Raw genomic sequence first — 12,389 nt, 5'->3', positions numbered from 1 at the left:
CTCATGGAGTTGTCCACAGGTCTGCGCACGCCCCTTGACGTAGCCGCCGAGCATTGTCACATTCATCAATGTCACGTTACGAGCACGTACCGCACACGGCATGGGACGGACGGTGGCATGGCATCACCGGTGAAGGACGCAACGGCCCCGGAACTCCAGGGGTTCAGAGAGGTGCAGCGCCTCGCGTACGCATGCGCGGAGGCGGTCGCCGCCCGGCTCGAACCGGGCGTGACGGAGCGCGAGGCGGCCCGGATGCAGCGGGAGTGGCTGCGCGAGCGCGGGGTGCGGGACTGGTTCCATCTCCCGTTCGCCTGGTTCGGGGACCGTACGGCGTTCGCCGGTTTCAAGGTGCCGCTGCAGTTCTTCCCGACCAACCGGAAGCTGGAGCCGGGGATGCCGTTCATCCTCGACATGGCTCCGGTGTACAAGGGGTTCACGGCGGACATCGGATATTCCGGCTGTCTCGGGCTCAACCCGCTGCACGACAAGCTCCTCGCCGATCTGGAGGCCCACCGCGCGCTGATTCTGCGCGAGGTGCGCGAGCGGCGTTCGTTGCGCGAGATCTATGAGGACGTCGAGCGCCTGATGATCAGGCAGGGGTACGCCAACAGACATCGCGCGTACCCCTTCGGAGTCATCGCTCACAAGATCGACCGCGTCGCCGAACGCCGTTGGTCCCCGCGTGTCTTCGGGTTCGGTACGCAGTCGCTCAAGGGGCTGGTCAGCGATGCACTGCACGGGCACCGGGACGGCTGGTCGCCGCTGTGGAGTCCGTACAGCTTCTCCGACCATCCGCCGCAGCCGGGGCTGTGGGCGGTCGAGCCCCATCTCGGATTCCGTGGCACAGGCGCCAAGTTCGAAGAAATCCTGGTCGTCACCGACTCCAAGGACCCCGAACAGAGCGCCTTCTGGCTGGACGACGATCTGCCGCATGTGCGGCGCTGGGCCGAGGAGAGGGTGGCGGCGTGAGTCTTCAGGATGTGCCGGGGATCCGCGAACGCCGGGTAAGCACCGGCGGGATCGAGTTGTGCGTTGCCGAACTGGGCGACGAGACGCGTCCCACGGTCGTGCTCGTGCACGGATACCCGGACAGCAAGGAAGTCTGGACGGAGGTCGCGGAACAGCTGGCCGAGCAGTGGCATGTCGTGCTGTACGACGTACGCGGACACGGCCGGTCGACGGCTCCGACGCCGCTGCGCGGCGGGTTCACGCTGGAGAAGCTGACCGACGACTTCCTGGCCGTGGCCGATGCGGTGAGCCCGGACCGGGCGGTGCATCTGGTCGGGCACGACTGGGGTTCGGTCCAGTCGTGGGAGTTCGCGACGGTCAAGCGCACCGAGGGCCGGATCGCTTCCTTCACTTCGATGTCGGGTCCCTCCCTGGACCACTTCGGGCACTGGATCAAGCAGCGGATGTCCCGGCCCACCCCGCGCCGGGTCGGCCAGCTGCTCGGCCAGGGCGCCAAGTCCTGGTACGTGTACATGCTGCACACTCCGGTGCTGCCGGAGCTTGCCTGGCGCGGTCCGCTCGGCAAGCGGTGGCCCCGGATACTGCAGCGGCTGGAGAGCGTGCCCGCGGGCGACTACCCGACACCGTCCCTGCCGAACGACGCGGCGCACGGCGCCTGGCTCTACCGCGACAACGTCCGTGCCCGGCTGCGCAGGCCGCGTGAAGACGCTTTCGCACATGTGCCGGTCCAGCTGATCACACCGACCGGTGACATCTTCCTTTCGGAGCGTCTCTACGACCAACTGGAGCTGTGGGCACCGCAATTGGTGCGGCGCACCCTGCCGGCCAAGCACTGGGTACCACGCACCCGGCCGGACCAGCTGGCTTCCTGGATCAGCGAGTTCGTGGCCGGCATCGAGTCGGCCCAGGTGGACGGGCGGCCGCTCCCCGACCCCGCACCGACCGGGGCGCACGCGGACCGGTTCGGCGGGCAGCTGGTGCTGGTGACGGGCGCGGCCGGCGGTATCGGACGGGCCACCGCGTTCGCCTTCGCCGAGGCCGGCGCCCGGGTGGTGGCCGTGGACCGGGACGCGGAAGGGGCGGCCAGAACGGCCGAGATGGCCCGTCTGATCGGCTCCCCCGCGGCCTGGGGCGAGGCGGTCGACGTCAGCGACGAACAGGCGATGGAGAAGCTCGCCGAGAAGGTCGCCGCCGAGTACGGCATCGTCGACGTCCTGGTCAACAACGCCGGGATCGGACTGTCGGGCTCCTTCCTGGAGACCACGAGCGAGGAATGGAAGAACGTCCTCGACGTCAATCTGTGGGGAGTCATCCACGGCTGCCGGCTCTTCGGCAAGCAGATGGCCGAGCGTGGCCAGGGCGGCCACATCGTCAACACCGCATCCGCCGCCGCGTATCAGCCGTCCCGGGCGCTGCCCGCGTACAGCACCTCCAAGGCGGCCGTGCTGATGCTCAGCGAGTGCCTGCGGGCCGAACTGGCCGAGCGCTCGATCGGGGTCAGCGCGATCTGCCCCGGCATCGTGAACACCAACATCACTGCGACGACACGCTTCGCCGGGGCCGACGCCGCCGAGGAGAAACGGCTGCAGAAGCGGACCAGCCGGCTGTACGGGCTGCGCAACTACCCTCCGGAGAAGGTCGCCGACGCGATCGTCGAGGCCGTGGTGCACAACCGGGCCGTGGTGCCGGTGACACCGGAGGCCCGCGCCGCCCGGTTCCTGTCCAGGTTCGGCCCCGGCGCGCTGCGCGGGATCGCCCGGCTGAAGCCGCCGCTGTGACCGGGAAGGGAACATCGGCGGTGACGAGCCGGTCTGCCGCCGAGTACCGGATCGAGGACCTGGCGCATGCAAGCGGCGCCACGGTCCGCACGATCCGGGCCTACCAGGACCGGGGACTGCTGCCGACACCGGAGCGACGCGGCCGGGCCAATGTGTACGGGGACACGCATCTCGCCCGGCTCCGGCAGATCGCCGACCTGCTGGACCGCGGTTACACGCTGGCCAGCATCAAGGAACTGCTGGAGGCGTGGGACGCGGGCCGCGGTCTCGGCGGGGTGCTCGGGCTCGTCGCCGAGGTGCACGGGCCCTGGACGGACGAACAGGCCGACCGGATCACCCGGGACGAGCTGCACGGGAAGTTCGGAGGTGTGCAGGACGACCAGGCGGTCGCCGAGGCGGTCGAGCTCGGTGTGCTCGAGCCGATCCCGGGACGGCCCGACGAATTTCTGGTGCCGAGTCCACAAGAGCTTTCGGTAGCAGTCGAGTTGCATGGAGCCGGCGTACCGCTGACCGCAATCTCCGGTCATCTTAGGGAACTTCGCGGCCAGGTCGAACACATCGCTTGCCGGTTCCTGGAGTTCACCACGGAGCATGTGTTCGCGCGCTACCTCGGTCATCGTCCGCCGACGGACGCGGATGCGGCCGAGGCCGCCGAGCTCGTGCGGCGACTCCGCCCGCTCGCCCAGCAGACAGTCGATGCGGAACTGGCGCGCGCCATGCGGACGTTCGCGACCCGTCACCTCCAGCATCACCTCGGTGCGGACACACCGCTCGGTCCGGCCCCGGCTGCGGGCGAATCCCGTCCCGTACTGCTGGAACCGGACACAATCCGGGCTGTCGAACAGCTCGTTGGGCCACAGAACGTCGCGGCCTTCGTCATGGCGGCCACCGAACGCGAAGTCCAGGCACGGACATTGGATGCACTTGCCACATCACACTTCAAAATCAGCCAAGTTGACCAAATGGATTGATTTCACAGTCACTTGTCCACAGAATCGCCAAATCCCCTGTGGATAACTCAAGTTGACTGTGGATCAAACCTGTGGACGAAAATCGCCGGTGTGAATCCTGAGCAAATCCGGATGCGCCGACGAGATCGTCACGGGCACTCTTGCGGGATGGACGAAAGACGCACCGTCAAGGTGTCCAAGTACCTTTCGAAACACCTGCGGCATCACCCCGAGCGGATCGGCATCGCTCTCGATGCGAACGGCTGGGTGCCGATCGACGAGCTGCTCCGCGCCACGGCCCGGCACAACTTCCCCATCACCCGGGCCGAGCTCGATCACGTCGTCGCGGTCAACGACAAACAGCGCTACGCCATCGAAGGCGACCGCATCCGTGCGAGTCAGGGCCACACCGTCCCGGTGGACCTCGATCTGCCGCCGGTCGAGCCGCCCGCGTACCTCTACCACGGCACGGTGGGCCACGCCCTGGACGCGATCCGTGCCGAGGGGCTACGCCCCATGAACCGACGCCACGTCCACCTCTCGCCCGACCGTGAGACGGCGACCCATGTCGGTGCCCGGCGCGGCCGACCTGTCGTCCTCTCCGTGGACGCGGCCGCGATGCACCGAGCGGGTCACGTCTTCTACGTCAGCGCGAACGGGGTCTGGCTCACGGAGGCGGTACCGCCGGAGTTCCTGCGCTTCCCCGGCTGAACCCGAACGGAACCGACCGGGGTCCGATCCCACCGCCGCCCACCACACCGACCCAGTGCACCGACCGGTGGCACGCGGCATGATCGTGAGCATGGACCATCCGCACTTCGCCAGCACCGAAGCCGTAGTCGTAGCGATCCGCGAGGTCGCCCGCGCATTCGATCTGGAGGTGCGGACCACCGATGACATCGGCGCCGACCAGGTCTCCCGGCGTACTTCCGCCGGCGCCTTCTCGGTCATCGATCCGGACGGCTCGCTGCCGCACGAGGCCTTCGTCGAGCTGAGCGGCTCCCCGGCCGTCACCATTCAGGTCTTCCCTGAGGACGACGCGAAGATCACTGTCGACGGCATCGAGTTCCCCGACGTCCCGCGCGACTCCGTGCCCGCCTTCCTGCGGTCGGTCCACACCGGGATGGCCCATGTGAAGGGCAAGGTCTTCCCGCCCGGCTGGTGGCTGGTTGTGCCGCTGCCCGGCGACGAGGCCTACAAGGAGCTCGTGCCGCGCGGAACTCTGTCGCCCTGGCTCAGCCGCAGCGTCCGTCGTTAGGGGCTGTCATGGGCTTTTTTGTCCGCAGCACGTCCACCGTATGGTCGTAGGTATGCGTCTGAGCACTGTAATTCTGCCGATCCACCGCTGGAGCGACGGCCGGAAGGTCTGGCAGCGCGCCGAGGAGCTGGGGTTCCACGCCGCGTACACGTATGACCATCTGGCCTGGCGGACCTTCCGCGACGGACCGTGGTTCGGTGCGGTTCCGACCCTGACCGCCGCGGCCGCCGTCACCGAGCGGCTGCGTCTGGGCACGCTTGTCACGTCCCCCAACTTCCGGCACCCGGTGACCTTGGCCAAGGACCTCATCACGCTGGACGATGTCTCCGACGGACGTATCACCCTCGGCATCGGCGCAGGCGGCAACGGTTTCGACGCCACGACGCTGCGCAGGAGCGACGAAGAGCCGTGGACCCCGCGCGAACGGGCGGATCACTTCGCCGAGTTCGTGCCACTGCTCGACCGGTTGCTGCGGGAGCCGTCGGTCACGCACGAGGGCGAGCTCTACGTGGCGAACGAGGCGCGGAACATCCCCGGCTGTGTACAGCGGCCGCGGCTGCCCTTCGCGGTGGCCGCCACCGGGCCGCGCGGGCTGAAGCTCGCCGCACAGTACGGCCAGGCATGGGTCACCACCGGGGACCCCAAGCTGTTCGAGACGGGCACCCCGGAGCAGTCCGTGGAGGCCATCCGCGGGCAGATCACCAAGCTCGGCACGGCCTGCGAGGCCGTCGGCCGGGATGTGGCCGAGCTGGACAAGATCCTGCTCACCGGCTTCACCCCGGACCGCCCGCTGGAGTCCTTCGACGCGTTCGTGGACTTCGCGGGCACCCACTTCGAGCTGGGCTTCACGGAGATCGTCATCCACACGCCGATCGCGGACTCCGACTTCGCGGCGGACGAAAAGGTCTTCGAGCGGATCGCCACGGAGGGCCTGTCCCAGCTCGGCTGACCCGCACCTGCCGCCCGCCGCGCCCACTGGCTGCACACCCGCCACCGACAGCGCGGCAGCGGCTCGTCGGATCCTCTGGCATATGCCTTAGGCATGTTCCCCAGCTCAGGGGCGCGCATCCTCAAATGCGCGCCCCTCCGCACACCCGTGCGCTCCCGTACGCGAGAATGGCTGGGTGACCTCAGCTATCGATTCGCCTCTGCCTGCCGTTCCCCGGCTGATTGCAACCGATCTGGACGGCACTCTGCTGCGCGACGACAAAACCGTCTCGGACCGCACAATCGCGGCGCTCGCCGCAGCCGAGGAGGCCGGGATCGAGGTCTTCTTCGTCACCGGCCGGCCGGCCCGCTGGATGGATGTCGTCAGCGACCATGTCCACGGCCATGGTCTGGCGATCTGCGCGAACGGCGCCGCGGTCGCCGATCTGCACGCGGGCGGCGAGCTGGTCCAGGTCCGGCCGCTGGATCGCGACGTCGCCCTCGCTGTCGTCCACACCCTGCGTGTGGCCGCCCCCGGCACCTCGTTCGCCGTCGAGCTGACCACCGGCATCCACTACGAACCGTCCTACCCGCCGTTCCACCTCGACCCGGGTGCCACCGTCGCCATCGCCGAGAAGCTGCTCCACGAAGAGGTGCGGGGCTCAGGCGCCCCCGTGCTGAAGCTCCTCGCGCACCACGCGGAACTGGCACCGGACGAATTCCTCGAAGTGGCTCACACCGCAGCCGGTGACCGAGCGTCCTTCACCCGGTCCAGCCCCACGGCCCTGCTGGAAGTCAGCGGTCCCGGCGTCTCCAAGGCCAGCACGCTGGCGCTCTGCTGCGCCGAACGCGGCATCTCGCCCGCCGAGGTCGTCGCCTTCGGGGACATGCCGAATGACGTGGAGATGCTGAGCTGGGCGGGCACCTCGTACGCGATGGGCAACGCCCACCCCGCAGCGCTGGCCGCCGCCTCCGGCCGGACCGTCACCAACAACGAGGACGGTGTCGCGGTCGTCATCGAGCAGCTCGTGGCCGAGCGCCGGAGGCACCGTAGCGAAGGCTGAGACGCCGTTCACCCCGAGGCCCGCCCGAACCGCCGAAAGACGGCCGTCACAGCGGTGCCTCCCACACCACCGTCGTGCCGCCCCCGTCCTCAGCGATTCCCGGCCCGAACCAGCTCGCCCCACCCAGCGATTCCGCCCGGCGCGCCAGGTTCCGCAGCCCGCTGCGCCGGCCGCCCTCCGGGATGCCCACCCCGTCGTCGGCGACCGACAGACGTACCGCGTCGCGTCCGTCGGGCAGCGTGACAGTCGCATCGACCACCACGTCGATGCGGGACGCCCCGGCATGCCGGAAGGCGTTCGACAGCGCCTCCCGCAACGCCGCGATCAGGTTCTTGCCGGTCAGTTCGCCGACCAGTGAGTCGACCGGGCCGAGGAAGCGGTGCGCGGGCTTGAAGCCGAGCGGGACGGCCGCCATGTTGATCTCGCGCAGGACGCGGATGCGCAGCCCGGACGGTGCTTCGGCGGGTTCCTGCTGCAGCGCGAAGATCGCGGTACGGATCTCCTGAATGGTCACGTCCAGTTCGTCGACCGCCCGGCCGACACCGGTCTGCACCTCGGGCACCGCCGACCGGCGCTGGGCGCTCTCCAGCATCATCCCGGTGGCGAACAGCCGCTGGATGACGAGATCGTGCAGGTCACGGGCGATCCGGTCACGGTCCTCATACACTGCGAGCCGCTCCCGGTCCCGCTGCGCCTCGGCCATCATCAGCGCGAGTGCGGCCTGCGAGGCGAACTGTGTGGCCAGGGTCCGTTCGGTCTCGGTGAACGGCCGGTCGCCCCGGGCCCGCGGGGTGGCGAGTGCGCCGAGCACCCGTCCGCCGCTGTGCAGCGGCAGCAGCATGCTCGGGCCGAACCGGTGGGCAAGACCGGTGACCATGCGGAAGTCGGTGGCCGAGTCGTCCGTGAAGACCGCCTCGCCGGCCAGCAGCTTCGCCACCACCGGGCTCTCCGGGCCGATGATCACCCCGAGCGGGGCGGACGGCTCGTCGGCGGAGACGGCGACGACCTCCAGCCCGCCCCCCTCGGCCGGAAGAAGCACGATCCCCGCGGCGGAGGCAGCGAGATGGCGAGCCTGCTCGGCGACGACGGCGAGGGCATCGTCGGCGTCCCCGCCGGAGAGCAGCGCGGTGGTCACGGCCACCGATCCGTCGATCCACCGCTCGCGCTGGCGTGCCGCCTCGTACAGCCGGGCGTTGCCGATGGCGATCCCGGCCTCCGTGGCGAGCACCCGAACCATGTGCAGGTCGTAGTCGGTGAACTCGCCCCCGCCGTCCTTCTCGGCCAGATAGAGATTGCCGAAAATCTCGCCCTGCACCCGGATCGGGACGCCGAGGAAGGTCCGCATCGGGGGATGGCCCGGCGGAAATCCGGCGAACCTCGGATCGGCCGTCAGATCGGCGAGCTTCACAGGGGCCGGGTCGTGGAGCAGTGCACCGAGAAGCCCCCGGTGCCCGTCGGGCCGGTGCCCGATGGCGGCTTCCACCTCTGTCGACACCCCGTGTGTGAGGAAGTCGGAGAGCCCCTTGCCCCCCTCGTCGGCGACGCCGATGGCGGCGTAATCGGCGTGAGTGAGCTCGGCGGCGGTCTCGCAGATCCGATCGAGGGTGGAGTGCAGATCGAGCCCGGTGCCGACGGATCGCATCGCTTCCAGCAGTTGCGGGACGCGGGCGGTGAGCTCGGTGGACAGGCCCTGCAGACCGCGGGTCGCCTGCGTTGCGGCTTCGAGTGAGTCCTTCGGGTCCTGCTCTGCCATACCCAGAGCCTAGTTAGTCCTATATGGGGAGGAAAGTGGACCGGTGGGTCCTGCGAATCGATCCGGCAGCCGCCGCCCTCCTGCTACGCCCGCGCGGCACCGTCCGGCACTCGATCCGCCTCCCGCACGGTCTCCCGTTCGCGCTCCAGCATCCGGCGCAGCGGGCCGTCCGTCGCCGCGAGAGCGGCATACGGACCACGCTGCACGATCCTGCCTGCGTCCATCACCAATACCTCGTCGACCGCTTCGAGCCCCGCCAGTCGATGGGTGATCAGGACTGTCGTACGTCCCTCGGTCGCGACCAGCAGATCTGCGGTCAGGGCGTCCGCCGTCGCCAGGTCGAGATGCTCTGCGGGCTCGTCCAGAACGAGCACGGGAAAGTCGGCGAGGAGCGCCCGGGCCAGCGCGAGCCGCTGGCGCTGGCCGCCGGAGAGACGCGCCCCGTGCTCGCCGACGAGGGTGTCGAGCCCGTCGGGCAGCGCTTCTGCCCAGTCGAGCAGCCGTGCCCGGGCGAGGGCGGCCCGCAGCTCGTCGTCCGTTGCGACGGTACGGGCCAGCCGCAGGTTCTCCCGGATGGAGCTGTCGAAGACATGCGCGTCCTGGGCACAGAGCCCGACGAACCGCCGGACGGTGTCCCCGTCCAGCGCCGAGGCCTCCACACCACCGATCCGGTACGTCCCCGCCCGCGCGTCCAGGAAGCGGAGCAGGACCTGCGCGAGGGTGGTCTTCCCGGAGCCCGAGGGGCCGACGACCGCAATGCGCCGGCCTGCGGTCAGCGTCAGGTCGACGGAGTCCAGGGCGTCCCGCGACGCTCCCGCATGGCGGGCCGCCACCCCCCGTACCTCCAGCGGGAAAGGTGTCGCGGGGGCTTCGGCCGGGGTCAGGGGCTCGTGCACCGGCACCGGGGCGTCCAGCACCTCGTACACCCGCTCCGCGCTCCGCTTGACCCGCTGCCGGTACTGCACGGCGAGTGGCAGCCCGGTGACGGCCTCGAAGGCGGCAAGCGGGGTGAGCACCACCACCGCGAGTTCCACACCCTCCAGCCGTCCGTCGTGAACAGCCGGGAGAGCGACGAGTGCGGCGGCGACGACGGTGAGGCCGCAGATAAGGGCGGAGAGGCCGCCGCCGAGTGCGGTGGCCGTCGCCGCGCGTGATGCGATCCGGGTCAGGACGGTGTCGGCCTCCCGCGTCCTCTCCTTGCGCGCGGGCAGCGCGCCCGCGACGGTCAGTTCGGCGGTCCCGCCGAGCAGATCGGTGATCCGGGTGGCCAGATCGGCCCGCGCGGGCGCCAGTTGGCGTTCCGCGCGACGGGCACAGGCGCCACTCACGAGCGGCACCCCGACCCCGGCCAGCAGCAGTCCGAGAGCGAGCACGACACCCGCCTGGGGCAGCAGCCAGCCGGTGAACCCGGCTGCCGCAGCTCCCACCACGACCGCGGTTCCGGCAGGCAGCAGCCACCGCAGCCAGTAGTCCTGCAGCGCGTCCACATCGGCGACGAGCCGGGACAGCAGATCCCCTCGCCGCGTCCGGCCCAGTCCGGCCGGCGCGATGCGTTCCAGTCCGCGGTACACGGCGACGCGCAGCTCGGCGAGCATCTTCAGCACAGCGTCGTGCGAGACGAGACGCTCGGCGTAGCGGAAGACGGCGCGCCCGAGCCCGAAGGCGCGGGTCGCTGTCACGGCGACCATCAGATAGAGCACCGGGGGCTGTTCGGAGGCGCGGGAGATCAGCCAGCCGGAGACGGCCATGAGTCCGACGGCCGACGCCAGAGCGAGGCTGCTCAGCAGCAGTGCGAGCGCCAGTTGTCCGCGCTGTGCCCCTGCGGCCTCCCGGACCCGGGCGAGTACCTGCCCGGACCGGGCTGCGGTCTCCCGCAGCACCTCGGACTCCTGCCCGGCTCCGTACGTGTCCCGGTTCCCGGAGCCGTCCGTGCGCGCCTGACGGGGCACCACGGCCGCCCCCTCGTCCGGCGCCGTTGCCCACTGCCGTTCCGGTGCCGCACCGGGTTCCAGCTCCACCACCCGGTCGGCGATCGAGAGCAGCGCCGGACGGTGCACGACCAGCAGCACGGTCCGCCCCGCCGCCAGCCTCCGTACCGCCTCGACGATCCCCGCCTCCGTCTCGCCGTCCAGGCTCGCGGTCGGCTCGTCGAGCAGCAGGAGCGGCCGGTCGGCGAGGAACGCCCGCGCAAGGGCGAGCCGCTGCCGCTGACCGGCGGAGAGTCCCGCGCCGTCCTCGCCGAGGAGCGTCTGCGCGCCGTCGGGCAGTTCCGCCACGAAGTCGTACGCCCCCGCGTCCCGCAGCGCCGCCGTCACCGCGCTGTCGTCCGCGTCCGGCCGGGCCAGCCGTACGTTCTCCGCGATCGTGCCCGCGAAGAGCTGTGGGCGCTGCGGCACCCAGGCGATCCGTTCCCGCCAGCGCTCGGGCGCGAGCGTCGCCAGATCGACGCCGCCGACCCGTATCCGTCCCTCGTCGGGCGCCGCGAACCCCAGCACCACATTGAGCAGCGTGGACTTCCCGACACCACTCGGGCCGACCAGGGCGACGGTCTCCCCCTCGTCCACCACCAGCGAGGCCCCGTCCAGCGAAGGTTCGGCACGGCCCTCGTGCCGGACGGTCACCCCCTCCAGCTCCAGCCGCAGCGACGGCGGGACGTCCGCCGTACCGCCCGCCTGCGGCTCGGTCTCCAGAATCGCGAAGATCTCCTCCGCGGCCGCAAGCCCCTCGGCTGCCGCGTGGTACTGCGCCCCGACCTGCCGGATCGGCAGATAGGCCTCGGGCGCGAGGATCAGCACCACCAGGCCGGTGTAGAGGTCGAGTTCACCGTGCACGAGCCGCATGCCGATGGTGACGGCGACCAGTGCCACCGAAAGGGTGGCGAGGAGCTCCAGGGCGAAGGACGACAGAAAGGCGATCCGCAGGGTCCGCAGGGTGGCCCTGCGGTACTGCGAGGTGATGGTGCGGATGGACTCGGCCTGGGCCTTGGCGCGGCCGAAGACCTTCAGCGTCGGCAGTCCGGCGACCACGTCGAGAAAGTGTCCGGAGAGCCGCGAGAGCAGCTGCCACTGGCGGTCCATCCGGGACTGGGTGGCCCAGCCGATCAGAATCATGAAGAGCGGGATGAGCGGCAGCGTGACCACGATGATCGCTGCCGATACCCAGTCCTCGGTGACGATCCTGGCGAGGACTGCCACCGGAACGACCACCGCGAGTCCGAGCTGCGGCAGATAGCGCGCGAAGTAGTCGTCCAGCGCGTCGACACCACGGGTGGCGAGCGCCACCAGTGAACCGGTGCGCTGGCCGCTCAGCCAGTCCGGCCCGAGCGCCGCCGCCCGGTCGAGCAGCCGGCCGCGGAGCTCGGACTTGACCGCCGCACTGGCCCGGTACGCGGCCAGCTCGGTCAGCCAGGAGACCAGCCCGCGGCCGAGCGCGACCGCCACGAGCAGGATCAGCGGGGTGCGCAGCCCGGGAACGGTGAGCCCGTCCTCGAACCCGCCCACCACCACGTCGGCGATGAGCATGGCCTGGGTGATGACCAGCGCAGCCCCGACCACTCCGAGTGCCACCACGGCCGCCAGGAAGAGCCGGGTGGCGCGGGCGTAACGGAGCAGACGCGGGTCGATCGGTTTCACGTGAAACAGCCCCCAGAGAGCTCGTTCGGTGGACCGGGGCGGGCGAAGGGACGGGGCC

The 12,389-nt window shown here is 70.3% G+C and carries 9 protein-coding genes; 7 read left to right on the top strand and 2 right to left on the bottom strand.

Annotation, left to right across the window (positions count from 1 at the left end):
• Positions 1-117: 117 nt before the first annotated feature.
• The 7 genes from OHA88_RS24590 to OHA88_RS24560 all read left to right on the top strand — a co-directional run bounded on the left by OHA88_RS24590 (position 118) and on the right by OHA88_RS24560 (position 6,946).
• Positions 118-969 carry a M24 family metallopeptidase gene (locus OHA88_RS24590; protein WP_267004202.1) on the top strand — a complete coding sequence of 284 codons (852 nt, stop codon included), beginning with the start codon at positions 118-120 and terminating at the stop codon, positions 967-969.
• Positions 966-2,747, top strand: coding sequence for an SDR family oxidoreductase (locus OHA88_RS24585; RefSeq protein WP_328627090.1), 1,782 nt, complete (start codon positions 966-968; stop codon positions 2,745-2,747). The genes OHA88_RS24590 and OHA88_RS24585 overlap by 4 nt, the downstream gene beginning before the upstream one ends.
• 20 nt (positions 2,748-2,767) lie before the next feature.
• Entirely contained in the window at positions 2,768-3,718 is a 951-nt protein-coding gene (locus OHA88_RS24580) for a MerR family transcriptional regulator (protein ID WP_328627089.1), read from the top strand.
• 147 nt (positions 3,719-3,865) lie between these two features.
• Positions 3,866-4,408, top strand: coding sequence for an RNA 2'-phosphotransferase (locus OHA88_RS24575; protein ID WP_328627088.1), 543 nt, complete (start codon positions 3,866-3,868; stop codon positions 4,406-4,408).
• Between the two features lie 91 nt (positions 4,409-4,499).
• Positions 4,500-4,955, top strand: coding sequence for a hypothetical protein (locus tag OHA88_RS24570; RefSeq protein ID WP_328627087.1), 456 nt, complete (start codon positions 4,500-4,502; stop codon positions 4,953-4,955).
• Positions 4,867-5,904 carry an LLM class flavin-dependent oxidoreductase gene (locus OHA88_RS24565; protein ID WP_389723831.1) on the top strand — a complete coding sequence of 346 codons (1,038 nt, stop codon included), beginning with the start codon at positions 4,867-4,869 and terminating at the stop codon, positions 5,902-5,904. Before OHA88_RS24570 ends, OHA88_RS24565 begins: the two co-directional genes overlap by 89 nt.
• A 175-nt stretch (positions 5,905-6,079) precedes the next feature.
• Complete coding sequence (locus OHA88_RS24560) at positions 6,080-6,946, top strand: Cof-type HAD-IIB family hydrolase (protein WP_328627085.1); 867 nt, start codon at positions 6,080-6,082, stop codon at positions 6,944-6,946.
• Between the two features lie 46 nt (positions 6,947-6,992).
• Here the strand turns inward: OHA88_RS24560 and OHA88_RS24555 are convergent, their stop codons facing one another.
• Positions 6,993-8,699, bottom strand: coding sequence for a sensor histidine kinase (locus OHA88_RS24555; RefSeq protein WP_328627084.1), 1,707 nt, complete (start codon positions 8,697-8,699; stop codon positions 6,993-6,995).
• Positions 8,700-8,782: 83 nt separating this feature from the next.
• Positions 8,783-12,331: a thiol reductant ABC exporter subunit CydD gene (gene cydD / locus OHA88_RS24550; protein ID WP_328627083.1), complete on the bottom strand. Its 3,549-nt coding sequence runs from the start codon at positions 12,329-12,331 to the stop codon at positions 8,783-8,785.
• Between the last annotated feature and the right edge of the window lie 58 nt (positions 12,332-12,389).

It is taken from the genome of Streptomyces sp. NBC_00353 (assembly GCF_036108815.1).
In the GTDB taxonomy this organism is placed as follows: Bacteria; Actinomycetota; Actinomycetes; order Streptomycetales; family Streptomycetaceae; genus Streptomyces.
This window is presented reverse-complemented; position numbering and strand designations above follow the sequence as displayed.

Coding starts and splice junctions, on each gene's coding strand:
- OHA88_RS24575 (WP_328627088.1), top strand. CDS start 3,866: ATGGACGAAAGACGCACCGTCAAGGTGTCCAAGTACCTTTCGAAACAC.
- OHA88_RS24570 (WP_328627087.1), top strand. CDS start 4,500: ATGGACCATCCGCACTTCGCCAGCACCGAAGCCGTAGTCGTAGCGATC.
- OHA88_RS24555 (WP_328627084.1), bottom strand. CDS start 8,699: ATGGCAGAGCAGGACCCGAAGGACTCACTCGAAGCCGCAACGCAGGCG.
- OHA88_RS24590 (WP_267004202.1), top strand. CDS start 118: ATGGCATCACCGGTGAAGGACGCAACGGCCCCGGAACTCCAGGGGTTC.